Below are 26,780 nucleotides of genomic sequence, written 5' to 3' on the forward strand. Positions count from 1 at the left end.
TTTATATCAAGTTAATCGTTCCTCTAATTCGGATTTCCTTTCATTTATATGATCTAAATCTTGCATTAATGATTCATATTCTTTTCGAACTTCTTCCAATTCCTTTTCTTTTTCAGCAAATTGCTCGTGTACTTTTTCATGCTTAGGTCTGAGAACAAATTTTATATAACGACTAAACTCTGCTGCCGTTTCCTTAGCGGCAATGTGCTCATTAACTGCCTTTATAAGTTGTTCATTCATGTTTTTTAATTTTTCGCTAGCTATAACTAATTGTTTATCAGATTCTTGCTTTGCTAGTTCATTTTTTGTTATGGCTTCCTGTTTTAAGAATATATCGTTTTCTTTTTGTTTAATTCTTTTCTTTATTTGTTCTAAATCAGATGCCACATTTAATCTATTTTGAGTATTTTGATCTAATAACTTCTTAGATTTTTCAAGTTGTAGTGAGGTATTTGCAAGTTTTATATCTAAATTACTAATTTCATTCTTAAATTGTTTAATAGTTTGATTAAGACTAAAATCTCTGCTAGATAATTCACCTATTTCTTGATTAGTTAAATCAAGATTTTTAATTAAATCTTTTTGTTTAATTTTAGTGTTATTTAATGTATGCTGTGCTTTTATTAGTATTTTCTTTGCAACTTCAATCTCTTGTTCCTTTTGTTTAATAATCGAAATCCTATTATTTAATAAATTTTGATTTTTATTAACTAGTGAAACATAAGTTAATGTTGCTCCGGCAGTAACTACCAGCCCTGATGCAATCGCAAGGTATATTCCTAATTTATTTTTTTTAGTTCTTCTCATAAAAATAACTCCTCAATGAATAAAAAATGGATTATATTTCACCACATATTAAATTAAACTAGATAAATTTTAGTCAAGATTTTAAACCATAAGTTTATTTACGGGTGGATCTTATATGATAATTATATATAGTACGCAAAAAAATGACTTTTGATATGTACCCTCTTTACTGGACAAATAAAAACCAGTAAGGAGGGTTATTTTTATGCGCTATGATTATGAATTTAAAAGAAAGTGTGTCGAAATGTATCGACAAGGTATATCCCCAGACACGCCTGATGGTGTTTCAAAAAAATTATTTAGAAACACAGTTCGAAAATGGGTCAGAATCGAAGATGCACGTGGACCTGAAGCATTAAAGCACAAATTACAAAATAAAGCTTGGTCTTCAGAAGAAAAGCATGAGTTAGTATCTCGAGTGCTTGCAGGAAATTCGATTAGTTCTGTTGCGATTAATGCAGGAATAACTGAAGGAATTCTATATCAATGGGTTCGCAAATATGAAATTTATGGATATAATGGTCTTATCGATAAAAAGAAAGGGCATAAATCAAGGAATCCAGATATGAAAAAGATTAATTATAACAATCGCATAAAACTTGAAGAATCCGAATACGAAGAATTAATTCGTTTAAGAGCAGAAAATGAATATATCAAGGCAGAAAACGAAGTAATAAAAAAGAGATCGCCTTGAGAGAAGAAATGAAAGCTGCACTACTCAAGGCGAAAAATCAGCACTCATCAAAGAACTCCGTGAAAAAGGATATCAATTAAAACATCTTCTTAAAGCTACCCAAATGGCAAAATCAACTTATTACTTTGAGATAAATAAGGTAGATGTTGTAGAATTAAGAAACGAAGAATTATTAAATGAAATCAAAGATATCTTTAATGAACATAAAGGAAGATATGGGGTAAGGCGTATTCACCAGGAACTTTTAAAAAGAGGTTATCAGGTTAATCATAAAAGAGTTCAACGTCTTATGCATAAAGCATCTCTATTAGGAAAGCGACCAAAAGAGAAGTATCATTCTTACATGGGAGAAGTTGGAAAGATTGTTGATAATGCAATAGACAGAGACTTTCGTACAACTGCGCCTTTGCAGAAATGGACTACAGATGTATCACAATTTAACTTCTCATGGGGTAAATGTTACTTGTCCCCTATATTAGATATGCATACAAATGAAGTTGTGTCATATAACTTAGCATTACATCCAAACTTAGAACAGGTGAAGAGAATGTTGGACAATGCATTTGATAAGTTTTCAAATGTAGAAGGCTTAATATTTCACTCTGATCAAGGGTGACAGTATCAACATGCTTATTATAGAAACAGATTAAAAGAAAAAGAGATTATTCAATCAATGTCTAGAAAGGGAAACTGTTATGACAATTGTATTATGGAGACTTTCTTTGGCAGAATGAAAAATGAGATGTATTATGGTTTTGAAAAAGACTTTGAATCATTCCAATCTTTTTCAAAAGCTGTAGATGAATATATGGATTATTATAACAATAAAAGAATTCAGGCAAAAACAAAATGGATGCCTCCTGTAAAATACAGGAAAACATCCATTTGTGTTGCCTAGTTAATAAATATGTGTCCAGGATTCTGGGTACATATCATTTTTTGATAATTTAAGCTTATTTTTTAGCTTGTTTTCTTTCTTTCGGAGTTAATATCATTTCGAAATTCACAATAGAGTTATTTTTACTTCTTCTTTTTTCAATTAACAATAATATGACCTTATGAACAAAATAAATAGGAATAATAATTAATGGAAGGCCAAGCCCATAAGCAAGCAATGTCGGTGATGATGAAATATCCTCATATCCCTTAAATGCTATTGTTATTTTTTGAACAAGGGCAACAAGCAATAAAAATGACAATGAGAAGATAACAGATGCATAAACCTTTCAATAATATAATGGATTTGAAAGAATTATTGGTTTTTTAGACATTAAATTAACGGAGTTAAAAGCTGACGTAATACCAAGAATTAAAAAGGCAATAGTTGAAGCGGCACTAATTATTTGATCAGGCCCAAGACCTTGATTATAAGCCCATAAAGCACCCAAATAATAGCCAATCATTGATATAATACCTATTAAGATACCCTGCCATAAAATATTTATACCCATTTTATTAGCAAATATTGACTCATATTTTGAAAGAGGACGTCGATTCATATAATCCTCTTTTGTATCTTGTAGTCCTAAAGCGATGGCCGGAAAACCATGGGTAAATAAGTTAATTCATAAAAGTTGTGTTGCTGATAAAATATATATTTCTTTATTCTTCAAAACATCTCAATTATGAAATACAGCCTTAAATATCAACAATCCAAGAAAAACTAATATAATTTCAGCAACAGAAGTAATTAGCAAATTCTGAATTACATTTTTTATTTTTTGATATATTGAACGACCGTTTTTTACTGCTGAAACAATTGTCGTAAAATTATCATCAGCTAGTATCATATTGGCCGCTTGCTTTGAGGCTTCTGTACCAGTAATGCCCATCGCACAGCCAATATCAGATGCCTTTAAGGCAGGAGCATCATTGACTCCATCGCCGGTCATTGCTACAACTTGATTTCTTTTTTGTCAAGCATTTACAATTCTAAGTTTATCTTCTGGCTTAACGCGAGCATAAACTGAGTATTTTTCAATATTTTGGCTTAATTCTTGATCGCTAATTTTATCTAACTCTATGCCAGTTATCGCTAGATCGCCTTCATTAAAAATATTTAATTTTTTAGCAATTGAAATAGCTGTATTTATATTATCACCAGTAATCATTACTGGTTTAATACCGGCTTGTCGACAAATTGAAATTGCGTCTCTTGCTTCTTCTCTAGGAGGATCAATCATAGCAACTAAACCTTCAAAATTTAAATTATTCTCTAGAAAATCAAGTTGATCACTATTATTCTTAGCTAGCAATTCCTCTAAAGTTGATTTAGTTATTTCTTTAGATGCAACCGCCAATACTCGGTATGACTCATTTGACCATTGATTATTAATATGAAAAATGCTATTTTTTTCATAAATAGTTGTTAATGTTCTATTAACTAAAACATCAGGTGCACCTTTAACGATAACTATATATTTATCGCCAATCTTATTGATAGTAGTCATCAATTTACGATCAGAATCAAATGGTCAAACATGAATACGTTTGTATTGTGATTCAAGTTTAGCCTTGGTCATAAATTTTGAATGCTTATATAATTCATATAAAAACGATGACTCTGTAGGATCGCCAACAACCTTAAATTCTCCATTATCTAGTGATAAATTTGCCTCCGAACAAAGTGAACCGTACTCAATAATTTTTAGATATTTTTCATTCATCGATGCATCACTGAGTTTTTTATTATCTGAACTAAAAATGTCAACAATTGTCATTTTATTTTGAGTTAAGGTACCTGTTTTATCAGAACAAATAACTGCACAGCTGCCAAGAGATTCAACTGCCATCAAATCCTTGACAATTGCTTGTTTCTTAGCCATTCTTTGAACTCCTATTGCCAAAATAATTGAAGTAAATGCAATTAAACCTTCAGGAATGGCGGCGACGGCTAGTGAAACTCCGTTAACAATAACTGTACTTCAAAAGGTCATTTCCTTATACAAAGAAGGGCTTGAGACAGCAAACAAAATTTGTGCTAGCATGCTACATAAAAATAATCCAAGTCCTACATATCCAAATATTTTTCCTAATTTGTTAATTTTAATTTGTAGTGGACTCATAGCCTCTTTTTGATTACTTACAAGTGATGAAATTTTACCAAGCTCGGTTTGTTGTCCAATAGCACTAACGACATAATAACCAGTTCCGCTAGCAATAATTGAAGATGAATATAACATAAATTTACGATCAGCTAAAGGTAAATCTAAATTCCTCTTGAAATTATAATCTTTTATTGCCGGTTCACTTTCACCCGTCAGTGAGGATTCAATTGACGATAAATTCGAAGAAAATAATAAATAACCATCAGCAGGCACCACATCGCCAGCTTCTAGCAATATAACATCTCCAATCGTAACATCTTTTGAATCTATTGAAATTAATATACCATCACGGATAACTTTGGCCTGCAAGGGATTTAATTTACTTAATGCATCAACAGCCTTTGCACTTTTTATTTCCTGAATTGCGCCAACAAGAGAATTTGTTAGGACTACAAATAATATAATTGATGGTTCAATAAATTCAACAACTAATTCTGTATTAAAGTTTCATTGCCTATTAGATGCGCTAATAATTGCAAAAATGTATGATAACAATGCAGCAAACAACAAAATAATTACAAGGATATCTTTAAATTGAGTTAAATATGTAAAAAAAGGATTTATTTTCTTTGTTTTTTTTAATTCATTTAAACCAAATGTTTTCTGGCGATGAGCAGCTTCAGCTGAAGTTAACCCTTCTTTTATCCTAGTATCTAACATATCATCATTAATTTCTGGGTATTTTTCGATCTTTTCTTTTTTCATAAGTTACCTTTTTATTTTACAAAACAGTGAAAATAATTTTATTGATATATTTTTAAAATTTTACATTATTTTTATAGTTTTTAGGGGGAGTAAAAAAAATAATGAATCCGTTTTAATAAAATACAAAAATATAAAAACCAGCACTTTAAAATAAGTGCTAGTTTTTATTTTTTTGGAATTAACGAGCTGTTTCAAATGTATTAATAACTAAATTATTTAATTCATTTGCTTCTTTAGCTAATTCTAATCTGCATGGGCAGTAATATTCTGCTTCACATTCACAGTATTGACCAGCAAGAATTTTTGATAATTTTTCTCTTCTTCATAGAGCTAATTGTTTTTCAATAGGTGTTGAAGCAAAGAAAATTACCATATATAGAACAAATAACGCTGATGTTGCACCATATCCAACTAAGTCAGAAACAAAGTTTGCCTTATCAGTTCCTTGAGCTGTGAAGTATTTAGCAAGTGTCAATCCAAGTGAAACAAATGGATCTAACATGTAGAATACTAATGTTGTTATAACCATAACAACAGCAATAATACCTGCTCATACTGTGTGTTTGTTCTTTTGAACAGCAATAAAGTTTTTCTTTCTGTTTTCAAGAGCACCAACAACTGCTAATGCAATAAACATAAATGCAAATACAGCCATTCAGTTAGCCATTAAGTCTGAGAATGACAATAATGTACCAATGTCGTATCCGTATCCTGTTCCATAACCAGTGATGTCGATATATGCATACGATCCAATTGCTGTAAATACAACCATAAATGGTAGAGATAATAATAAACAGAATAGAGTTCCAACGATTGGCATTTTACTGTTTTTCATATATCTGTATACTGAAGCAGGAACATAGATTTCCCCTTCTTTAATTAAGTCTTCTACGAAACGAGTTGCTCATAATGAGAATCCATTTAGAATACCTATAACACCAATAGCAATAAATACATTAATTAGACCAAATGCTCAACCATGACCTTTTCCTGCTAATAAATCACCAAAGTCATAGAAACCACCTGACTTAGCACCAAGTGACATAGCTGCAGCAATAACAATGTAAATACCAGTCATTGATAATAGACCAATAACTAAAGCTGCAGGAGTTTTTTCAGGATTCTTCATTTCTGATTGAATACCAGCAGAAACATAGAAACCATCAAATGCAAAGAAGATACCTGCAATTGATCCAAATATACCTAGAACTGGAGTTAATTTTAAGAAGTTTGTAGAATCTTTGTTAAATAATGTTTCCTTAGTAATAGGGGTTCAGATATCTGCATTTCCTTCTTTTACACGTAATCCTAGGAAGATAAATCCAACAATTACGATAGCTACTAATGGGATAAACTTAACTGATGTTATTATTAAGTTTTGAATGTTTCCAGCACGACCACTTAAACCAGCTGAAAATAGCATTCATATTGTTAATACTAGTCCAATAACGAAGTAAATTCATGGAGCAGCATGTGATCCACCAAAGTTTGGAGTTAATCCAAATCCAGAAGCTGCGTCTTGGAATTGAAGTATTACATAATAAGGCATAAAGAAGTATGTAAATGGTAGATATAAGTAAGTCATAAAGAACTTATTAGCCTTATATATGGCTAGCGTGTTAAACGCCTTAGATCAACCAATCATACCTAAGTTGTCATTACGACCTGACGCTACTTCAACTAGAGCAAGAGCTAAAGTAACAACAGCAAAACCGGCAATTAATCATGTCGCTAATGATAGAGCGATATTTCCGGCAGAGTGTTCTAGAACTGCTTTAGATCTTAAGAAGATACCAACACCAATCGAACCACCAAGTACGACCATGATTGCTGCAAAGAAACTTATTTTTTTCTTTGTGTCAGAAGTAACAACCATTTGTTCTTCGGCCATCATATATTTCCTTTCATATAAATTAAAAAATAAATAAAATTCGAACTTTAGATACACCAACATTTATATGTCTCTATGTCCCACAAAAGATGTATCCAAATTAATATTATATTGTTTTTTAAAAAATGTTAAAATAATTCACGATAGCAAGGTCTTTTTAATAGAAGAGCTTAATACATTGATTCTATAAAATTAATATTAAGAGGGTATAATGAATAAAATAATTTTTGTAATTGATATGCTAAACGGTTTTTGTAACAAAGGAAAAATGGCAAGCATTCATATCAACAATCTAATCCCAAAGATTGAAAAGTATTTATTTAAAAATAAAAATAAAAAAATGTTATTTGTTTGCGACTCACACAAGGAAAATGACGTAGAAATGCAATCATACCCTTTACATTGTTTAGAAGAAACATGAGAAGCTGAAATAGTAGACGAACTAAAACCATATGTAACCAATGTTATTAAAAAAAACTCAACCAACGCTTTTTTTGCCTTTGTTAAATCAGGTTTAATTGACTTAATTTATAAATATGATGTATTTGAAATCCTAGGATGTTGCACTGATATTTGCATATTGCAATTTGCCCTTACCTTGAAAACATATCTTAATTTTAAGGGTTTAGATAAGGAAATTATCATTTATAAAGAACTTGTTGATACATTTGAAAATGAAAATCATAGTAGAAAAACATATCATGATTTTGCACTTGAATTAATGAAAAACAGTGGTATAAAAATTAAATAAAGTAGGCCTTTGAGATGCCTACTTTTTTGGATATTTCATTTTTAAAATAATATGGCGGGCAATAAGGGATTTGAACCCTTGCGAGCTATTAACTCCTAACAATTTTCGAGACTGTCCCCTTCGGCCGCTTGGGTAATTGCCCTTTTTTAACAATATAAATTATAAACAAAAATCTATTTAAGCATTTTATTTTAATTTTATCTTTATATACCTCTTACCAAACATATTACTTTCATAACTTGCTTACCTAAAAAAATTCTAATATTATTATCAAAAGTGCCCGAATTCTTAGCTGCGCAAATAATTTAAATTAGATTAGTATTGATACTAACCGCCAAATATTTTTTTATAGCAATGAAGAATTATATTAATTATGCTAATTTACGAAATTGTTTTTGGTTTCTTATGTTGGTTCTCTTCAGTCACATTTCTTAATCAATTAACCTTAGCTGCTACAATTTCAAATATCCCTCATCTAACGAAATCAATTGAAAAATATAGAAAATATGACAATTCGAGACTCAAGGAGCTTGTATGATTATTTCGTAGCGGTATAATGATTACAAATGTTAGGATTATTAATCACATAAATGATAATCAATGCGCAGATAACATAGTTAATGAACCTACAATATTCCTTCCGCCAGCTCCTGGCAATGCAGCGGCTGTATAGAACCAACACCAAATAGGATTAATAAATAAAAATGTTAATGATGTAAGCAAAAATATTCTAGTAAATGTTGATGCGACCTGAGCTTTCATTAGACTTATTCATTCCAAAACAACGGGCAATCTAAGAAATTCAATAATCTCCCTATTGCCGAAATCTGATTGTCCATTTCTAACATCTTTAAGCATTTGAGTTACCTTATTAATTATTTGCGGATCAATTACTCCAGATTTTAGTTGAACATCAAACACTGATTGTATTAACTTTGGGTCACTTGATCTTAAATAAAACTCAATATTATGAGAAATAGATTCCTGAGTCCCTTTTGATGTAGCAGGTGAATAGGCAATACCAAAAATAACGCCTAACATAATCAATGACATACAAAAACCTGAAATAGTATGAAAACCCCTTAGAGCATAACCGTGTTTTTTTGCTTCTTCAAAATTATTTCTGCCTAGGTTACCAGCGACAAAATATGAAACATTAGATGAACAGGCAGAGGTAATAGCCGATGTTATTGATGAGAGACTCTCAACTAAACCTAAAATTGTAACTGCGTTAATTCCCATTCACTTTTCCCCGATTCCGGAACCGTTTGCCAAATCATCCGGAAAGGCTCTAGCCCAAATGATCACTCTAATAGGTAGAATAACCATTGCAACAATTGTTATTAACATAGCAGGTATGCGTTTTAATATTTGCTTTGCAATCGGCCTAGTTATATAGTGAATTTTGAAAATGTTAATAAATATTGGTCTATCCTTATAGTAAGTTAATAAGGAATCTGACAACAAACATACCAATCCACTAACAATAGAACCAAAAGCCGCATAATAAGCATAACCCTTAAATGCATACAATAAAATAGAATTTATTGTAGCATTTGTAGCAAGAGTTAGACATGCTGAAATAAAAGCTAGATTTGAATGACCAGTTTCATTGAGTTGCATATTCGTGTTAAAGTTAAAGGATGTCAAAACTCACGAAATTGCAATAAGCATTAAATACATTCTTGCTTCATTTAGAGCTGCACCCTTAATCTTGGCACCGCCAATAAGATGTATCAATGCAGTCGGCTGACTTCAAGAAGCCACAGCAAGCAAAATACTTATAAATAAATACATCCATATTCTAAGGTTCATAATTTGTTTAACCTTATCAAAGTCTTTTCTACCATAATATTGGCCAACAAACATACCTGCAATACCTTGTATAGCAAAAAATATTGTATATATAATTCCAGTGTAAGTATTAGCATAAGTTAAGGCATCAATTCCCGAAGGAATGTGACTTACCATAAAGTTATCTAAAAAACCATTTAAGCAAAACAAAATTTCACCAATAATTATTGGCCATGTTTTTGAAAAATAGAGCTTTAAATCATGCTTAGATTGAGGCAGCAATCTTCTCAAATAATGCTTTTTTTCTTTCTTTAAAACATTAGATGACATAATTACTCCTTTCTAAAATATTTAAAATTTAAATTAAAGAATTCAAATCTTCTCCTTAATTTCTTTTAGTGTCAAATTATCATCAAAATCAATATTTTTTATTAACTTTAAAAAATCTTTTTTATATAAATATCTTTTTATTAACAAATCTGTTCTTTCTGGGTCAGAAGCTAAAAATATCATTTTATTAACATCATCACCTGAATAATGTCTAAGTTCCTTAATAACTAAATTTTTATTAAGATTGAGCATATATTTCTTTCTTTTATCATTGGCTCTTAAATGTGAAACTGAATTAACATACAACCAAAAGCCTACAAAAGCAGCAATTGCACCGTTTCGACCTGCGGTTCGTTTTTTTAATGATATAACGTCAGACTGATTAATGGCCTTCTTTATATTAGGGAAATATTCCTTACTAAATTTTGGCCCTGTGAGTTTAGATAAAGATAAAACAGGACACGAGGGATCTAATAATGGATTAACCAAATTTTTTGGAAACAATTTTATTAATATTTGCTTTTCTAATGTTGGATTATGTCCTATAAATGTAATTTCATTAATATCAATTTTTGAATTAATATCGTATATATGTTTTATTATATTTTGCTTCAATGTTGATCAAATGCCTTTTATTGATTTAATTTTTAAAAAATCAATAATAAATGTTCTTGTTTCGAATTTTCCATTTTGATTTAAGCACCCACTGTATAAGCAAAGGGAGTATTAACTGGAATTGCTAATAATCTGGCAAAAGGATTTGATATCGCTTCAAAATCAATATATACATATTTACTATTCATAATTAGAATTATAGCACTTTTATCAGAATCGAAGGTTCTAAGAAACATTTGACAATATTTTTGATTTAAAATTAAGTATATTTTTTAAAAATGTTTTTATAAAAAATACAATTACTTCCAAATTTTAATTTTTGTAACTACTTATTTTATAAGTAAATTTGTAATATAATATTATGGCTATGGAATTAAAAAAATATATTAGAACAGTTGAAAACTTTCCTGAACCAGGTGTTAAATTTAAGGATATATCTCTTCTTTTGGCTAACGGTAATGCCCTAAATTACACAATTAATACTATGTCAGAATTAGCTAAAGATGCAGACATTATCGTCGGACCAGACGCTAGAGGATTCCTTTTTGGCACTCCTGTAGCCGCTAAATTATCTAAACCTTTTATTATGGTAAGAAAAAAGGGGAAACTGCCTGGCGAAGTTATTAGTTGTGCTTATGGTTTAGAGTATGGGCGCTCAATCCTTGAAATTCAAAAGGGATTAGTAAAACCCGGACAAAAAGCAGTTATTATTGACGATGTTCTAGCTACCGGAGGAACCTTAGAAGCAATAACAAAATTGTTAAAAGATCAAGGAGTTGAAATCCTAAAAATTATTGTGCTAATGGAACTTGACGGTTTTAATGCAAGAAAAAGATTAAACTGTGAAATTGATAGCTTAATTTTTATAGATAAAGATAATAATAAGTAAGTTCTGCTAGAACTTATTTTTTGTATAATTTAATTTTATCGAGGAGGTATTAATGAAAAAATATAGTAAATATGAAGAAATTGAGTCAGAATATCGCTTTGACCTGGAAGATATTTTAGGCAATAAAACATATCAGCAACTTTTTGATGAATATTTTGCCTTGTTTGAGAAACAAATAGAAATAAAAGATTCAAAATATGATAATTTTGATAATTTTGTTGCTTCAATAAAACTAAATGAGGAATTCATTTTGTTGAGTAATAAAATTGAAAATTATCTATCGAATAAATTGAATATAAACATTATTGATCCTAAAATCAATGAGATGATAGCAACTTTTGAAGCAACAAATGCCAAATACGCAAAAAGATTGGGCTCAGAAATTAATCGTATTGATCGGCATAAACAAAAAATTAAGGAATGGCTAAATAAACCAGAATTAAAGGAAGTAAAAAAAGATCTTGAGGCAATATTGCTTGAACTAGATCATAAATTGGATGATAAGATTGAAACATATTTAAACGATACAATCTCTGGTCATCCAGATGTAACTGAATTGTTTGGTGTTTTAACCGATAGTGAAATTACATTTGGCTATGCACACGATAGACATGGCAAAAAACATGAAATTACAAGAGCAAGCATGCAATCATTTAGAAAACACGCAGATGAACGAGTAAGAAAAGAAAGCTATTTTAATTATTTGAATGGTTATTTAAAACATAAACAAATTTTAGCTAAAATGTTATATCAATATATCAAGGAGTTATCGGTTAATGCCCTACATCGAAAATATCCTTCAACGCTTGATTCAATTTTAATGAATGACCATGTTGACAAAAAATTGCTTGAAATTATTTATGAAAGCGTAATTTCAAATATAGATATATTTAAAAAATATCATAATGCGCATGCTAAATTCTTTGAAGCTAAATTCAATAAAAAAATGGAATTATGAGATACTTCGCTTGATTTGATAAAAATCAAGAATTCATATTCAATTAAGGATGGCCAAAAAATATTAAAAGACATAACCTCAGTAATGCCATATGAATACCCAAAAATAGTTGATAGAGCCATCAAAGAAAGATGAATAGATTATATAAATGTTCCCTCAAAAAGATCGGGAGCATATTCAATTGGTTCAACGCATGGAATTAATAAGCTTTATATTTTAATGAACTGAGATAATACATTCAACTCTGTGAACACCTTATGCCATGAAATGGGACACTCAATGCATTCATATTTTTCAAATAAAAACCAAAGTGTATATCGAAGTCAATACACTGTATTCATAGCCGAAATAGCTTCAATATTTAATGAGTTATTACTAAATGATTATTTAATTTCAAAAGCAAAAACAGATGAAGAAAAATTCTTTTTACTTAATGAAAGCATTAATGACTTTGTCGTCACAGTATTAAGACAGACACATTGGTCTAATTTTGAATATGAGTTATATAATCGCATTGATAATAATGAACCTCTTAATTCATATGAAGCTATTGAAAAAATTTATGTTGATGTATCAAAAAAATATCAAATAAGTGAAAATGAAGTAAAAATTGGCAATCCAATAAATATTCATAGCGTTATGGTGCCGCATTTCTTTTCATATTTTTATGTTTATAAATATGCACTCGGTTACATTGTGGCAAACTTCTTCTTTCAAAAATATAAAGTCGAAGGAAAAAGCGCATTGGAAAATTATGTTAACAACTTTCTATCAGCAGGCGATAAAGATTGGCCGGTTAATGTCTTAAGGGACGCTGGTGTCGATGTATATTCAAAAGAAATTTATAATATGGCTTTTGAAATTCTTGATGACAAGGTTAATGAGTATATAAAATTAGGAAACAAAATTTTTACAAAAAATAAATAAATAAAAAACTCACAATTAATTTTGTGAGTTTTAGTTTTTAAAATAAATATTTATTTTTATTTTGAATCATCAACATAGACAATTGTGAATCTAAGCGGTTCGCCGCCAAATTCTTCATCGAATAAAGTTTTTATATAAGCCTTATCGGCGCTTGTCTTGTATAATCTCAAGGCTCTTACATATTTTGCAAGATCAAATTTCTTTAAAATAGCTTCATTTTGAAACAAAGCCGGATAAATATGAGAATATGTAAAAATTGAAACTTCTGAATTTCCGTCAGATTTTTTAGTAATCGATAATTCAAGAATAATACCTTGCTTAGTTAATAAATAAACATCATAGGAATCTTTATTATTTTGTGAACTTTCTTCAATAACATATTGAAGCATTTCATTTGTTTTAGGACGATTAAATGACCCTAGATCCAAACTGTTTTTTTGAAGTTCTTTACTTAAAATATCAGTAATACCTTTAAATTGATTAAAAGCTTCATAAAGAGCAAACGTAAATCGATCAAGATTAAACAAAAACCATAATCAATTATCTTTAAAAAGTTTAGCTAATTCAGGGCGATATTTTTCCAAAGCAATGACCTTATTCTTTGAATTAAAATTATCATTTGATTTAAAAAATGCAATAACATTATTGGCATAAAGCAAATAATCTTTAATCTCGGTTAAATAGTTATCATTTATCCTTTTTTGTTTTTGTATATAGGCATTTTTATCAGCGTTGTTTTTAAAGGCTAAATCAAGAAGTGAATTAACATATTCATATTTCAAAAAAACATCTCATTTTTTCTCTTTTTCATCATTAACAGCTATTGAGGATAATTTAGATTTGTTATTTTGCTGACTCGTATTTTGGCATGATATAACAGCAATTGGTGCAAATAATGTAGCAAGGGCTAGACCAGAAAGAATTATTTTTTTTCGCTTCATAATATTATATGTCCTTCAATATTAATAAACCAAGTGCTGGAAAATTATAGTTCTTAACAACAACATTCTCAAAAGCATCAAATCCACGTTTGTTATGATGAATAATCGCATTGTGAACAGCATCTGAAACTAACTTAATTGATATCTTCGAAGATATTGATTTAGGAAAATAAATCATTCTATCAAAAGTCAAAAAACTTTTATCACTTTTATTTTTAGAAATCAAAATTCTTAATAAGAACTTGTTTTTCTTAAGATAAAAAATATCATCTTTGGATTCAGGCGATTCATCTCCTTCTCTCAATTGATCCCAGTTGTTATCAATAAAATTTGCATCATTTGGTTCAAATTTTTCTGCGTGGTTTTTTAAAGCTGCGATAAATTCATCGCTATGCTTAACTTGACCAAAATCCGGAAATTTTCATCAATCCAAAAAAGTTCATGTAAATCTTTTAATGTTTTTTATAACAAATAGTCAATTTTTAGAATAAAAATCCCTTAAATTTTTAATGTTTTCCTCATTATTTTCATCGGTAAACTTTTTGGTTATTTTTTTTGCCTCATCAAAAAGCTTCTTCTCATCTTTTTGAGACTCAAGAAAATTTGTTTTTGCTACTTCATCGCCTTTAAATCTTAGGTCTATTAACTGCTTTATCAATAAGTTGGTTCTCTCTTCATCAGGATTTTCAATATTAGGAATATATTCAAAACCTTTAGGAATATTATTTCTTAATTGAGTGCTTGGCTCATTATTAATACATGAAACTAGCCCATATGATAAAGGTAAGACTGAAATAAATGAAGTAGATAAAATAATCTTATTAATTTTTTTCATCGATAAACCTCATAGTAAATTTAAATATTTTAAGTTCTTCTTTATTTATTTCATTTAAAACATCAGCTAGATCATCATTATATTGATATATAGCGTGAAATTCAATATATTTTTCATCAATGTATGGCTTAATAAAAGTTTTTTCATCAAATGGCTCATTTTCTAGTTCGGCATCTTCTTTTGCTGATTCTAAATTCGATTTGAAAGTTTTAACACGCTTCTCAAAAATTTTTTCTTCTAGTTGTTTTAGTTGATCTTCAATATTCATTTCATTTTTAAAAATAAGAATATCTGGAACTATCAAAAGTGTAGGGATTCCCTTATCTATAAATTTCCAAATCTTAATTACCTTGTTATTATCAAATAAAAGATAAACAATTTCCTTGTCTGTGAAGACATTATATTTTTTAAGTTCAGGTATATCCTTAAAAGGCATTTTAATCAATTTTTTAGGTATATTATCTTGCACGCTAATAGAAAGAGAATTAAATTTTTTTCTAACCTCATTAAAGTATTCTTGTTCTTTGGCAAAAGTTTTATATCTATCGCCATAAGGATTAAAAATGTACTTAAATTTAGATAAATTATTCAACGTTCAATATCAATCATTTGATAATGTATTTTTAATAACCTGCATTGAAGTTAACGCCAAAGGACGATAATCTTGGTTTTTATGAACGCTATTTTGAATAAATACAGGATCATAAACAAAAGCATATTTTAATTCGTTAAATTTAGAATCCGATTTATTTTCTTGTTGAAAAATGTAAATATTTTTTTCATTAAGATTATTTTTAGCAAAGAAATCAAGCAATAAACTAATTGATTCATTTCTATAATATTCTTTTCTTTGTTTTTTAGGAAAATCGATAGAAGTATCTTTAATATTATTTATGTTAGCACAGCTAATAGCACAAAGCGGTAATATCGGCAAAACCAAGCTAGTTAGATATAACTTTTTCATAAAATAGTTTTTCTAATGGTTCTTTTTTAATTCCGGTATATAAGATATTGCCATTATGTATTAGGGTTACAGAGTTAACATATTTATCGATTTCAGCCAAAACATGGGAACTAATTAAAATTGTAATTTTTTCATTTTCATTAATATCTTTTAACAATGAAAAAAGTTCAAATCTAGCTGTCGGGTCCAAATTAGCTGCTGGTTCATCGAGAATTAATAGTTTGGGCTTATGCAATAGTGCTTGAATTAATAAAATCTTCTTTTTTTGTCCAGAAGAAAATGTATAAGGTCTTTCATACAATAACTGTTCTATATTAAAAAATTTAAGGTAGTTTTTAATTTCATTAATAGCATCAGTTTTTTTGATATTCGATAGTATTGAAAGATTGTAAAGATAATCAAAAACGGTTAATTCTTTCGGAAATTCAGCAACTTCTGGAACATATCCAATAATTGAACGTGCTTCTGCTTTTTTAATATTAATATTATTTATTAAAATATCACCCTCATAATTTGCATATGCACCAATAATTGTTTTTATTGTTGTTGTTTTACCGGCACCGTTTTCTCCGATAAAGGCATGAAATGCACCATGCTTTATAGCAAAATTAATTGATTTAATTCCGCGATCAGTTTTTGGAAAGATTTTTTTTAGATTAATGATTTCTAGAATATTTTCCATAATTACTTGTAATCCTTTCTCTTGTATAAAGCAAAAACTGAAGCAAATAATACACCAATCAAAATTGCTCATAAAATAAAGTAAACATTTTTATTAACAATTTGTTTTTCACGATTTATAGCAAACACTTTGTCCGCAGATTGGAAAAGATAGTTTGTAGGACTTGTTGTTAACTCGTATCTAATTAAAACTTTTTCATTCTTAACAAAAAGTCTCTTTTCAAACCCTGCATATCCTCCGATGTAATAATTGAAACCAGCTATTTTTAATTCAATTTGATTATCGCCATATGCACTTGAACTTTTTGGATTTTTTATAACTGCTTCAAAAATTTTATTATTTTGGTAATTAAAATATATATAGTTTAGTAATGCAACGCCTAAATATATTTTTCTCTCTATTTCTGATTGCAATTTCTTTTCTTTAACAGCGTTTTCGTTGAATACTGTAACATTTGAATTCAAATATTGATTAATTGGACTTTCTAAATTATTTATAAAAGTAGAAATACCTTTTGTTAATTCATTATGCAAATCAATAACATTTTCAGATGTTTTATTCTTTATAAAATCATCAACAAATCTTTTAGCTATATTGTTAAAAATTTTATCATTTAATGCTTCATAAACATATTGTCATTTTAATCTCCCTACAATATTGTTTTCGGCAGAAAATTGTGAGTTATCCTCAGGGAATGAAATATTAACGCTAGATGCTCCCTCTCTCGCATAAATAATATCAGTATTAATAGTATTAGGTATAACTGAATTAGATTTTAACAACCCTGGAACAATATACTTTTCAATATTACCTTCTTTGGATGTAACCGTAAATTTAGGCAATTTAGGATTTTCATCTAACTTATATTTATACAAAATGCTATCTAGATTGTTATAATAAATATAATTATCTTGATTTGAGTATTTAGTTTTGCTAATTGACTCAAAAACATTTTGGTTTTTAGTATTAAAAATATCTAGTAATTGATACGGAATAGATAATCATGAATAAAATTGCCACTCACTCGATGAATTATTAGCAAGTTTCATTACCTCTCTAAGATATGAGACTTGCTCGTTTGAAAATTGCTTATTTTGAGATCCGTTGGGAATAATTAACAACTCATCCTTATTATTGTTTATAAAATATGGTTCAACATTTGCTTCATTGCCAGAAAAGTGATATGGATATTTCTTATTAATAAAGTAAGCGGCGTTATTAACATTTGTTGTTGCGTTAGCTGACAATAAAGAACCACCAAGAGCTAATGGAATAAAAAACACCAAAGGCAATGTAATAGCAATTTTTTGGCTTAGCTTATATCCTATTAGCGCTGTAATTAAAGCAATCATTAAGTAAGATGCTAAGGAGATAACAAAAAATAATAGCGAATATAAAAACAGATTTGCTCCTGAATATAATGCGTATGTTGACAATAATGAAGAAATAAAAAGAACTGTTGATCATAATAAACCGAAGTATATTAATGATAATAATTTACCTAAAACCAACCCTTTTCTTGAGATCGGTTTAGCAATGCTAACAAGCTCTAATCCTTCCTGTTCGAAATCTTTAAAAATATTTAGCGCCTTAATAGATGCAAATAATACAGTTACTATAAGAACAGAAAAAATATAAAGATATGAAGCAAGCGTCAAATATTTTTCGCTAATCACAAATTTAAATACAAAACCAACTATAAATGAAAAAATTAAAGTTATAGCAGGAATGATAATCGAACTTTTCTTCTTAAAAACAGTATTAAATGCAAATTTCGAATATTTAAATGCTGAAGTTTTCATTTTTTAGACCTTTCAAATTTATAATATATAATTATATATTAAATTAGTAATAATACATATTTTTTATAATTATAATTATATTTTTAATGCAATTTTTTAAATAAAAATGTAATTAAAAAACCACTGATAAGTGGTTTTTAATATATTATAAATTAGTTCATTTCAGTATTATTCTCATCTGTTTGTGGGGTCGTATTTTGTTGTTGTTGCTGTTGTTGCTTCTTTATGAACTCCATAGCTTGAGACATTTTTTGTTCAAAATCATTTATTTTCTTTTCTAATTCATCATAATTTTTATCATTCAATTCTTTTTGGATATCTTCCTTAACCTTTTTAATTTCAGAAAGTTGTGATTCCTCTATTTTTTTAGCTTCTTCTGATTCAAGAGTTTTGTCAATTTGATGAATTAATTGTTCTGCTCTAACAGTCAATTCAATTTCGCGACGTTTTTTCTGATCAGCTTCTCTATTAAGTTCGGCTTCTTGCACCATTTTTTCAACATCTTCCTTCGATAATGAAGATGTATTTTGAATAGTAATGCTTTGTTCTTGATTTGTCTTTTTATCTTTGGCTGTAACCTTGGTAATACCATTAACATCAATTGAAAAACTTACTTCAATTTGTGGTACTCCTCTTGGTGCAGGGCTTATTCCGTTAAGATCAAATCTTCCCAAAAATTTATTATCTTGTGCCATTTGTCTTTCACCTTGTGTAACAACAATCGATACAGAGGTTTGATTATCTGCGGCAGTTGAAAAGATTTGACTTCTTGTTACAGGAATAGTAGTATTTCTTGGGATTAAGGGTGCGACAATATCTCCCTCAACAACAATACCTAGGGTCAACGGAGTAACATCAAGCAATAGAACATCTTGAATATCGCCAGCAAGAACTGCACCCTGAATAGCGGCGCCAACACTAACTACCTCATCAGGATTAATTGAATTATTTGGTTTTTTGCCAGTAATATCAGAAACTATTTTTTGAACAGCTGGCATTCTTGTTGAACCACCAACCAATAAAACTTCGGTAATATCATTTCAATTTAATTTTGCTTCATTTAATGCATCAAGCAATGGCTTTTTAGTTTTTTCTAATAAGTCCGAAGTCATTGCCTCAAATTCTGATCTTTTTAGCTCTAATTCAACATTAATTGGACCATTTTCATTCATAGCTAAAAATGGAAGTGAAATGTTTGCAACCAATGATTCTGAAAGTGAAATTTTTGCTCTTTCTGCTTCTTCTTTCAATCTAGCCATTGCCATCTTATCATTTCTAGCATCATATTTATACTTATTGCTTATTTCTTTAATTAGTCAATCAACAATTTTGTGGTCTCAATCGTCACCACCTAAATGATTATCGCCAGAGGTTGATAACACTTCAAATGTTCCATTTTCCATTTCAAGAATAGAAACGTCAAAAGTACCGCCCCCAAGGTCAAATACTAATATTTTGTGATTTTCATCTTTTGACTTATCTAACCCAAATGCTAATGCTGCTGCAGTTGGTTCATTGATAATTCTAACAACATCTAGGCCTGCAATAATACCGGCATTTTTAGTTGCTTCACGTTGCGCATTATCAAAATACGCTGGAACTGTAATAACTGCTTTTTTAACTGCGCTCCCAATTTTCTTTTGCGCATACTCTTTCATATATGAAAGAATTAAGGCACTAATTTCCTCAGGTTTATAATCTTTTTGATTTGCTTTAACAGTTTTTGAACCACCCATTAATCTTTTAATTGAGGCAATACTATCTGGATTTGTCTCTAATTGTCTTTTTGCACTCTCACCAATTATTGTTTCGCCGTTTTTAAAGGCAACAACAGATGGGGTAGTTCTCTTACCATTTGGATTTTCTAAAACCTTAGGAGTTCCGTTTTCAACAATCGAAACCACAGAGTTAGTTGTACCAAGGTCAATTCCTAAAATAACTTCTTTTGTCATATTCTTTATCTCCTTTTTTTAAATTTAAGATTAAGATTTTTACATATTTAAATCATCTTTCAATAATTTATAAAATAATTGTACCATATTTTTTAGCACTTTAATAAAATGAGTGCTAATTTTTATTTTTATTATTAAATTTCATTGATTTGCGAATTATTGCTAATTGATTTGTTATCTCTAAAAACCTTGGATATATAAAAAATGAGGTTTTAATTTTCACCTCATTTTTTATATATTTCTTTTTGCTCCTCACTGAAGCAATGGCCTCTAACATCAGATTCATATTTTGCACACCTTGAAACAATATATGAAAATGCTTTATCAAAATTTTGAAAGCTTAGTTGTCTTATTTTTTCTATTCCTTCTCATCTACGACCTTGACTTATCTTATCAGCAACATAAAGAATCTTATCAAGCAACGATAATTCTATATCTAATGAAGTATGCTTTTTAATTGCTGAGAGAACTTCCGAATTATTATATTTATAAACATCTCTTAACCAAAAAAAAGCTGTGGTTTGATGCAATTTATATGGCTCCAAATTTGTTCGACTAAATCCGTATTTTTCCAAAAAATCATATGCATCTTGTTCATTCCAATTCTTGGTTATATCATGAGCATAACCCGCTTGGTAAGCATTTTTTATTTTATAATTATTTAATTTTGCAAGCTTTATAGCAAATTCTGCCGTCCATTTTAAGTGAAAATATCTAAATTGCTTTTCTTTATCTTTAATATCAAAGATTAGATTTTTAGCAATTTCCTCAAAATATAAAAAATTTTCACCGATGTATTTTTGTACTCTGTCTTCTACTTGCGAAAAATCACCTTTTCTATATTTTGTTGAAGAAAAATTATAAATAGTATTGTTCAAAATTCTTACATTAAATTTCTTCGCATTAACTTTTGAAAACTTATTACCGCGGTTAAATGCACAAATTTTTACTTTATTAGCAATCTCATCAATTTTTTTTCATTTATTTAACATGGGTACATTATCAGTGCCAATAAATAAATAAAGTTCATCATTAGGGAATTTGCTTCTAAAATAATTTATTGTATCAATTGTGTATGAATTACCTTTTCTATTGGTTTCAAACTCAGACAAAAACATTTTATCTTCCAAGACCATATTGATCATATTAATGCGATGGTTATTAGCAACATACTCACTACTATTCTTAAAGGGGTTTTTATTAGTGGGCACAAAATATAACCTATCTAATGAAAGCTCATTTATTGCGAATTTTGCTAAGCTAATATGGCCTTTATGAATTGGATTAAAACTACCACCATATATTCCTATTTTCATTTAATCCTCCAAACTAATTCTCTTGTTTTTTGTCTTCGAATTCTTTCTTAGAAATTTTATATTGTCTGTATTGATATTTTTTTCCATGCTATATTGATATAAAGTTTTTAATAAATTATTACCATTTATAAAATTTTGTTCATTAATTATTTTTTCAACCATATTTTTTGAATCGCTAGAAAGTATATCAAATGAAGAATCAGAATTAAAAATTGTCCTTAAATTACCAATACTTACCCCCAAACCACGAAGTGGCTCTTCATCTCACAAAGAATCAAAAATCAATTCAACATTTTTTCATATCAAATCAAAGTTGCTAGTTCAAGTTGAAATGCTTTTGTTTTTTGAAATCCATATCTTATTTTGACGTCTTAGCATAACAGAAACTTGTTTAGCCTCTAAATTTGCGTCACTCGCTCTAAGACATACATTTTGAGTAATTTTCTTTAATTCATTAAGCAAAAAAAGTCTATCACTAGAGTCGTCAGTAATAAATGTTTTGCTATTACTTATACTTTTAGCATCGCTATAAAATATATGATCAATCCCTGTATTAATTCCCTTTAAATTTTCAACAAGTTTAAAATAATTTTTGCCAAAAACGCTTCTTAAAAAAATATCATTATCACAATTTACTAAATCTGCTCAAGTCTTAATGTTATAACTAATTATTTTTTTCGAATTAGCTTTACCAATACCAAAAATTTTTTCAACACCTAAATCATAAAAATGTTTTTTAATATCTTCCTTTTTTGTTTCCAAAATACCAAATGGTTTTGCCTTGTTTGTAGACATTTTTGCTAAAAATTTTGTATAAGAAATACCTATTGAGCAGGGAATGTCAAATACATTAAGGATATCATTTTGTATTTTTCTAGCAAAATCTATCGCATTGCCATTCTTTTTAATATTATTAGTAACATCTAAGTAACATTCATCAATTGAATAAACTTCCAACATATTAGAGTAGTTTGTTTTTATAAAATTAAAAATTTTTTTAGACATTAAAGAATAAAGTTGATAATGAGGTGAAATAACAATTAAATCCTTAATCTTATCTCTTACTTTAAAAAGGGGATCTCCACTTTTAAAGCCTTGTTTTTTTACTTCATAAGACATAGCAGAAATGATTGCTCTCTTTGAATTCAAAGCAATTACCACTGGTTTGTTTTTTAAATTTTCATTCTTTGATCTCTCGCAACTTACAAAGAATGCATCCATATCAATATGAAATATAACCTTAGCCATTTAATCCCTTTTTAAAAGCGCGATAAACTATTGAGGCACATTCTAAGCGATTAAGATGAACCTTAACATTTTCAAATACCAACAATTTACCTAAATCAATATTTATATCTATTTGTTCTTCTCTGTTAATTAATTTAAAGTACTCTTCCAGAATACATAAAATTTCGCTCTTATCTTTATTTAAAACTTGATCAATCATCAATTCCACACTTGAAATAAAGATAGCACATCCGGTTGCATAATACTTTGCATCAATTAATTTATCATTTTCAAATAGTAAATTTAGCTCTATATCATCAACGCAAACTCTTGAATGTTCTTTTATACCATTTCCTCTTGGAATAGATAAACTGTGCTTTGGTTCAGAATAAGAATTAAATATTATTTGTTGTTTTTCTTGGGTACTAAATGATTTCAATAAAATTACCCCCATTTTTTAATTCCTTAATTAATTTATCAATATCCCCTTTATTGTTATACATTGCTAACGATATTCTTACATATGAACTACAATATTTGTTTGTATCTTTAAATTTATAAGCGCAAAAAGCACCAGATCTCACATAAATATTTCTGTTCCCTAGATATGATGCGACATCCTGGGCCGGAACGCCTCTAATATTAAACAAAATTATCGTATCGCCTTTTTTAGAATCAATTAAAACATTAGGCAAAGTTTGCAATTTCTCATAGGCATATATCGCAATTTCTTTCTCATATTTAAATAATTCTGTAACATTAAAACTTTTAAAAAACTCAATTGCCTTTCCTAATTGGATAATGCCAGCAAAATTTGGTGTGCCAGGTTCTCACTTAGAAGATGAATTTCTCATTACTCAATTATTTGATTCTAAAATATTTTGCACCTGACCACCACCCCATTTTGAAGGTCTAAGATTTTTTAAAATATTATTTTTTATAGCTAATATTCCAGTCCCAGTTGGACCATATAATTTATTGCCAGAAAATGCAATAACATCGCAATAGCGAAAATCAACATTACTATGTACAATAGCTTGGGCTGCATCGTTTATTAAAATAATGTTATTTTCTCTACAAAGTGAGTATATTTTCTCAATATCAAGATTTATTTGAAAATTATTTGTTAATTGAGGTAAAACAATAATTCGTGTATTTTTATTAATAGATTTTATAATGTCCTCACCGTCAAAACAATATCTAAATCTTATATTTTTAATACTAAAATTTTCAAGAAAGGGAACAATTGCAGAAGAATGGTTAAAATAAGTAAATAATATTTCACCACTCTCTACAACCTTTGAAAGCATCTGCGCCACCAAATTTAAACTTTCAGTTGTACCCGAAGTAAAAATTATCTCTTCAGGATCAGCATTAATAAACATAGCAACATCACGTCTAATTCTTTGTAGATCACTGTTTAATTTTATTCCTAGTTTCGAATCAGCAGTACGAGTTGAAATTGAATACTTTTCATAAAATTCCATCCCTTTTTTTATCACTACACTAGGCTTAAATGTTAAGGCAGCGTTATCTAAATAGATAATATTAGGATTATTTTTAAACATAGGAAAAATTTTTTCTCTTTGTTCATTAGTCATTTTTTTTCTCCTGTTTAACAAAAAAAGAAAGATATTCAATATTTTTTGACTTCTCCCCACGGATTGGGCTCTCAATAATAGGCTTTAGTAATATAAAATTATTTTCCCTAGCCATATTAATCACTTTATTAATTATATATTCATGATGTTGTTTAGGAACATATCCACCAGGTTCAACATATTTGCTGCTTGCTTCAAATTGAGGTTTAATTAAAGCAACTAATAAAACACCATTACCAAAGGTCCTATTGCAAACCTCAAAAACATATTTTAAACTTATGAAAGAAACATCGCAAGTCACTAAGTTTATATCCTCACCGAATAAATTATTATTTATTACCTTAAGGTTTGTCTTTTCATATACAACGACCTTATCATTTATTCTTAAAGAAAAAGCTAATTGGTTTGTGCCTGAATCAAGAGCATAAACCTTTCTTGCTTTGTTTTCTAATAATACTTGAACAAATCCACCTGTTGAAGAGCCAATATCTAAACAAACTTTATCCTCCACGTTAATACCATATTCCTTAATTGCTTCTTTCAATTTGTATGCCCCACGTGAAACATAATTATCCTTTTTTTGTTTAATGGTAATAACACAATCATCACTAAATCTTAATGTTGGGTAAAAAACTTTTTCATTATTTACAATTATCCTTCCTTGCATTGCTAAAGAATCGATGGTTTTTTCATCCAATAAAAATTTTTCCTTTATTAACTGTTTCAAGGTTTTTTTCATATTATTTATTAATTATTTGTTTAGAAATTTTATCGAGAATTTTATTAACAAATTTATAATCATTGCCAGGTGAAAAAAGCTTAGTAATATTAACCAATTCATATATCACTACGCTACTATCATTGTAAGTTAGTTCATAAACACCAAATATTAATATTGCTCTAATTAATGGGCTAATTCGCTCCCACTCCCATGTTTCTAGTATAAACTTCTCAATAATTTTTTTTAAGGTTTCATATTTTGACTCTATTATTTGCAACGCTTGTATTTCACAAGGATTTATTTCATTTAGAGGATTATTAACAATAACGCTCGTATCTAAATGCACACTAAATAGTTCTGATTGATAAAGATAAAAAATGATGTTTTTCCGATAATTATACTTTTTAACTAGAAAATTGCCTTTCATGCTTATTTGTTTTTTTTCTTTCATTACTTCTCCAAGAAATTTATTAATTTAATCATTTTTTTATCTTTATTTTTAGTTAGCGTAAAAACTACACCATTAAACTGACACTTATTGTTTGATACTTTAAATGGCAATCTTGCGTCATATCTCATTTTTTGATAAACTTCTTCAAAATTAGAACCAATAGCGCAATCCCTTGGGCCACACATTCCGGCGTCAGTTAAATAATATGTTCCATGTGGGAGAATTTTAGCATCATTTGTTTGAATATGTGTATGGGTACCGATAAGTGCATCAGCCTTTCCATCAACATACAAACCAAAAACAGATTTCTCTGATGTTGTTTCAGCATGAAAATCAACTATATAATAATCAGCTTTATATAAGCTGTATACCTCATCAAACTTATCAAAAAAGTTATTTGCAACCTCTTGTTTCCAAGGTTGCAATAGGGGGTTAAAAGTTATCCCCATAAATGATATAACAGCAATTTTATTCCCTTTAACATCAAATAGTCTAACACCTGAACCTGGATAGCCTTGATCTATGTTAACAGGTCTAATTAAGTCATTATTATCAATTATATCCATTATTTCATGTTTAGCTCAAACGTGGTTACCCAATGTAAAGGCATTAACCCCCGCATTTTTTAATTGAAAGTAATGTTCAGGAATAAAGCCCTTTCTACCAGAAACATTTTCAGATTGTGCTATTACAAAGTCTATATTCTCGTCTTTAATAATTTTGTCTAAATTCTTTATAACAAAATCAATACCTGGGTTTCCAAATATATCACCAAGAAATAAAATGTTTATATTCTCTTTTTTCATAGTTTTAAATTATA

At 28.8% G+C, this 26,780-nt stretch carries 23 protein-coding genes and 1 tRNA gene; 5 read left to right on the plus strand and 19 right to left on the minus strand.

From position 1 onward, the window contains the following. A partial coding sequence (locus ACWXVK_RS00005) for a hypothetical protein (RefSeq protein ID WP_456016794.1) occupies positions 1-807 on the minus strand: 807 nt, incomplete at its 3' end. Positions 808-1,012: 205 nt separating this feature from the next. On the opposite strand from ACWXVK_RS00005, the gene ACWXVK_RS00010 reads away from it, so the two are divergent. Together ACWXVK_RS00010 and ACWXVK_RS00015 are read left to right on the plus strand one after the other, a co-directional pair. Beyond that, entirely contained in the window at positions 1,013-1,594 is a 582-nt protein-coding gene (locus ACWXVK_RS00010) for a transposase (protein WP_456016795.1), read from the plus strand. Continuing rightward, entirely contained in the window at positions 1,578-2,399 is an 822-nt protein-coding gene (locus ACWXVK_RS00015; protein ID WP_456016940.1) for an IS3 family transposase, read from the plus strand. The genes ACWXVK_RS00010 and ACWXVK_RS00015 overlap by 17 nt, the downstream gene beginning before the upstream one ends. A gap of 55 nt (positions 2,400-2,454) precedes the next feature. On the opposite strand, the gene ACWXVK_RS00020 is transcribed toward ACWXVK_RS00015, so the two are convergent. Beyond that, positions 2,455-5,313, minus strand: coding sequence for a cation-translocating P-type ATPase (locus tag ACWXVK_RS00020; RefSeq protein ID WP_456016797.1), 2,859 nt, complete (start codon positions 5,311-5,313; stop codon positions 2,455-2,457). A gap of 178 nt (positions 5,314-5,491) precedes the next feature. Continuing rightward, positions 5,492-7,207, minus strand: coding sequence for an APC family permease (locus ACWXVK_RS00025; protein ID WP_456016798.1), 1,716 nt, complete (start codon positions 7,205-7,207; stop codon positions 5,492-5,494). A 208-nt stretch (positions 7,208-7,415) separates the two neighbouring features. On the opposite strand from ACWXVK_RS00025, the gene ACWXVK_RS00030 reads away from it, so the two are divergent. After that, the gene (locus ACWXVK_RS00030) at positions 7,416-7,955 is read left to right on the plus strand and encodes an isochorismatase family cysteine hydrolase (protein ID WP_456016799.1); all 540 of its coding nucleotides are present in this window, start codon (positions 7,416-7,418) and stop codon (positions 7,953-7,955) included. A 52-nt stretch (positions 7,956-8,007) separates the two neighbouring features. Here the strand turns inward: ACWXVK_RS00030 and ACWXVK_RS00035 are convergent. The 3 genes from ACWXVK_RS00035 to ACWXVK_RS00045 all read right to left on the minus strand — a co-directional run bounded on the left by ACWXVK_RS00035 (position 8,008) and on the right by ACWXVK_RS00045 (position 10,694). Continuing rightward, positions 8,008-8,097, minus strand: a tRNA-Ser gene (locus ACWXVK_RS00035). A 239-nt stretch (positions 8,098-8,336) separates the two neighbouring features. After that, positions 8,337-10,079: an MATE family efflux transporter gene (locus ACWXVK_RS00040; protein WP_456016801.1), complete on the minus strand. Its 1,743-nt coding sequence runs from the start codon at positions 10,077-10,079 to the stop codon at positions 8,337-8,339. Between the two features lie 33 nt (positions 10,080-10,112). After that, complete coding sequence (locus ACWXVK_RS00045) at positions 10,113-10,694, minus strand: hypothetical protein (protein WP_456016803.1); 582 nt, start codon at positions 10,692-10,694, stop codon at positions 10,113-10,115. A gap of 361 nt (positions 10,695-11,055) precedes the next feature. On the opposite strand from ACWXVK_RS00045, the gene ACWXVK_RS00050 reads away from it, so the two are divergent. After that, entirely contained in the window at positions 11,056-11,583 is a 528-nt protein-coding gene (locus tag ACWXVK_RS00050; RefSeq protein WP_444704823.1) for an adenine phosphoribosyltransferase, read from the plus strand. A 52-nt stretch (positions 11,584-11,635) separates the two neighbouring features. Continuing rightward, the gene (gene pepF / locus ACWXVK_RS00055; RefSeq protein ID WP_455966151.1) at positions 11,636-13,468 is read left to right on the plus strand and encodes an oligoendopeptidase F; all 1,833 of its coding nucleotides are present in this window, start codon (positions 11,636-11,638) and stop codon (positions 13,466-13,468) included. 56 nt (positions 13,469-13,524) lie between these two features. Here the strand turns inward: pepF and ACWXVK_RS00060 are convergent, their stop codons facing one another. The 13 genes from ACWXVK_RS00060 to ACWXVK_RS00120 form a co-directional block, all read right to left on the minus strand. Continuing rightward, on the minus strand, positions 13,525-14,409 hold the full coding sequence (locus ACWXVK_RS00060) for an aromatic motif membrane protein (protein ID WP_438340376.1): 885 nt from the start codon (positions 14,407-14,409) through the stop codon (positions 13,525-13,527). A 4-nt stretch (positions 14,410-14,413) separates the two neighbouring features. Further along, positions 14,414-15,244, minus strand: coding sequence for an aromatic motif membrane protein (locus ACWXVK_RS00065; RefSeq protein ID WP_455993810.1), 831 nt, complete (start codon positions 15,242-15,244; stop codon positions 14,414-14,416). Beyond that, a complete protein-coding gene (locus ACWXVK_RS00070) occupies positions 15,231-16,208 on the minus strand; it encodes an aromatic motif membrane protein (protein ID WP_456016804.1) in 978 nt (325 codons plus the stop codon). The genes ACWXVK_RS00065 and ACWXVK_RS00070 overlap by 14 nt, the downstream gene beginning before the upstream one ends. Further along, positions 16,186-16,890, minus strand: a complete 705-nt coding sequence (locus ACWXVK_RS00075; protein WP_438340379.1) for an ATP-binding cassette domain-containing protein — start codon at positions 16,888-16,890, stop codon at positions 16,186-16,188. The genes ACWXVK_RS00070 and ACWXVK_RS00075 overlap by 23 nt, the downstream gene beginning before the upstream one ends. 2 nt (positions 16,891-16,892) lie before the next feature. After that, on the minus strand, positions 16,893-18,692 hold the full coding sequence (locus tag ACWXVK_RS00080) for an ABC transporter permease (protein ID WP_456012023.1): 1,800 nt from the start codon (positions 18,690-18,692) through the stop codon (positions 16,893-16,895). A gap of 152 nt (positions 18,693-18,844) precedes the next feature. Beyond that, positions 18,845-20,644, minus strand: a complete 1,800-nt coding sequence (dnaK, locus tag ACWXVK_RS00085; RefSeq protein ID WP_456016806.1) for a molecular chaperone DnaK — start codon at positions 20,642-20,644, stop codon at positions 18,845-18,847. Between the two features lie 212 nt (positions 20,645-20,856). Next, positions 20,857-21,960: a nicotinate-nucleotide adenylyltransferase gene (locus ACWXVK_RS00090; RefSeq protein WP_456016808.1), complete on the minus strand. Its 1,104-nt coding sequence runs from the start codon at positions 21,958-21,960 to the stop codon at positions 20,857-20,859. After that, the gene (locus ACWXVK_RS00095; RefSeq protein WP_456016810.1) at positions 21,961-23,208 is read right to left on the minus strand and encodes a Y-family DNA polymerase; all 1,248 of its coding nucleotides are present in this window, start codon (positions 23,206-23,208) and stop codon (positions 21,961-21,963) included. Beyond that, positions 23,201-23,626, minus strand: coding sequence for an iron-sulfur cluster assembly scaffold protein (locus ACWXVK_RS00100; protein ID WP_444704830.1), 426 nt, complete (start codon positions 23,624-23,626; stop codon positions 23,201-23,203). Before ACWXVK_RS00100 ends, ACWXVK_RS00095 begins: the two co-directional genes overlap by 8 nt. Beyond that, positions 23,613-24,788, minus strand: a complete 1,176-nt coding sequence (locus tag ACWXVK_RS00105) for an aminotransferase class V-fold PLP-dependent enzyme (RefSeq protein ID WP_456016812.1) — start codon at positions 24,786-24,788, stop codon at positions 23,613-23,615. Before ACWXVK_RS00105 ends, ACWXVK_RS00100 begins: the two co-directional genes overlap by 14 nt. Further along, positions 24,781-25,527: a TlyA family RNA methyltransferase gene (locus tag ACWXVK_RS00110; RefSeq protein ID WP_455994818.1), complete on the minus strand. Its 747-nt coding sequence runs from the start codon at positions 25,525-25,527 to the stop codon at positions 24,781-24,783. Before ACWXVK_RS00110 ends, ACWXVK_RS00105 begins: the two co-directional genes overlap by 8 nt. Before the next feature lies 1 nt (position 25,528). After that, on the minus strand, positions 25,529-25,960 hold the full coding sequence (locus ACWXVK_RS00115; RefSeq protein ID WP_438340387.1) for a transcription antitermination factor NusB: 432 nt from the start codon (positions 25,958-25,960) through the stop codon (positions 25,529-25,531). Beyond that, positions 25,960-26,766 carry a TIGR00282 family metallophosphoesterase gene (locus ACWXVK_RS00120; protein WP_456012608.1) on the minus strand — a complete coding sequence of 269 codons (807 nt, stop codon included), beginning with the start codon at positions 26,764-26,766 and terminating at the stop codon, positions 25,960-25,962. Before ACWXVK_RS00120 ends, ACWXVK_RS00115 begins: the two co-directional genes overlap by 1 nt. Positions 26,767-26,780 lie beyond the last annotated feature (14 nt).

The organism is Mycoplasma sp. 3398 (assembly GCF_053851555.1).